We start from the raw sequence: 1,292 nt of genomic DNA on the forward strand, positions 1-1,292 counted from the left end.
TGCCTGGGACAGCACCAACACCTGAGCATCAGCTGGATCTGCCAGTAACATGAAGCTCCAGATCGGCTAACTCGCGTTCAAAAAATGAACGGCGTAGACGCGTGGTGATCCGTTCACCCAGCGACTGAGCGAAGTGCTCAAAATTCCCTTTGTCGCTGGAGAGCCCGCAATTCAAGGCCAGCCAAATCATTAATTTGGCCCAGCTGTCCACGGTCCATAGCGGTTGGAAGCTGAGACGGTGCTGACGAATCAGTTCGACCAGTGCGAAATCGACAAGGGTTCCTTGCAGCTGATCAGAATCCGGAAGGCTCATACCGAACATCTGCTGGGGACATCTTCCCCCTCGAAGGTCAAACTGGGTGTGCGAACGATTGGCTCAGACCATGGCCCTGGACCTCAACGATCCCGAACTCGAGTTCTCGGATCTGGTGTACGCCTACCAGAGTTGGGTGATGGCCGTCATCAATGACGAAAAGCTCGAGGGTGAAGACAAGCTGCTCACCGACGACATCACGGAGGATGCGCTCAATTCCATGCGCTTCTTACCCGGCGAAGTCACCAGTGCGATCGAAACATCTCTCGCGCGCGTCTACGACGTTGATCCCGATGAGCTAGCCGAACTGCTCTTCCCGGAAGACTGACCACCTATGGGATGGACGGTTGACGACATTCCCTCCCAGGAGGGCCGCATTGCCGTAGTGACCGGAGCCAACATCGGCCTCGGCCTTGAAACCACCCGCGCCCTTGCCGCAAAAGGTGCGACGGTTGTCATGGCTTGTCGAAGCAGAAGCCGAGGGGAAGCGGCCCGTCGTCAATTGCTTGACGAAGGCCTGACTGGCCTCGATCTGTTGGAGATCGATCTCGCTGACCTTCGCTCCATTGAGCGGGCCATTGCCGTTCTCAGTGATCAATACGGCCATCTGGATCTGCTGCTCAACAACGCCGGCGTGATGGCACCACCACGCCAATTAAGTCCCCAAGGCCATGAGCTGCAATTTGCCGTCAACCATTTGGGCCATATGGCTCTAACGCAGGGCTTATTGCCACTGATGGCATCTCAAACAGACCCACGGGTCGTGACCGTGACCTCCGGCGCCCAATACTTCGGGACCATCCGCTGGGACGACTTGAGCTGGGCCCAGGGCTACGACCGCTACGGCGCCTATGGCCAAAGCAAGTTGGCCAACGTGATGTTTGCTCTTGAGCTGCACAACCGTCTTCAAAGCGAGAACAGCTCGGTGAAATCCCTCGCGGCGCACCCCGGTATTGCACGCACCAATCTGCAACCAGCA

2 protein-coding genes and 1 pseudogene are annotated in these 1,292 nt (G+C 57.3%); 2 read left to right on the top strand and 1 reads right to left on the bottom strand.

Translation table 11 applies throughout. The features are described 5' to 3' along the window. Nucleotides 1–322: pseudogene (locus WH5701_RS15545) on the bottom strand (protein phosphatase); the annotation flags it as partial. A gap of 61 nt (nucleotides 323–383) precedes the next feature. Between WH5701_RS15545 and WH5701_RS15550 the strand changes: the two are divergent. Together WH5701_RS15550 and WH5701_RS15555 are read left to right on the top strand one after the other, a co-directional pair. Then, nucleotides 384–641 carry a hypothetical protein gene (locus WH5701_RS15550; RefSeq protein ID WP_006173546.1) on the top strand — a complete coding sequence of 86 codons (258 nt, stop codon included), beginning with the start codon at nucleotides 384–386 and terminating at the stop codon, nucleotides 639–641. Between the two features lie 6 nt (nucleotides 642–647). Beyond that, nucleotides 648–1,292, top strand: a 645-nt coding sequence (locus tag WH5701_RS15555) for an SDR family NAD(P)-dependent oxidoreductase (protein ID WP_006173548.1), incomplete at its 3' end; no start/stop codon positions are given.

Source organism: Synechococcus sp. WH 5701 (assembly GCF_000153045.1).
Lineage (GTDB): Bacteria > Cyanobacteriota > Cyanobacteriia > PCC-6307 > Cyanobiaceae > Regnicoccus_A > Regnicoccus_A antarcticus.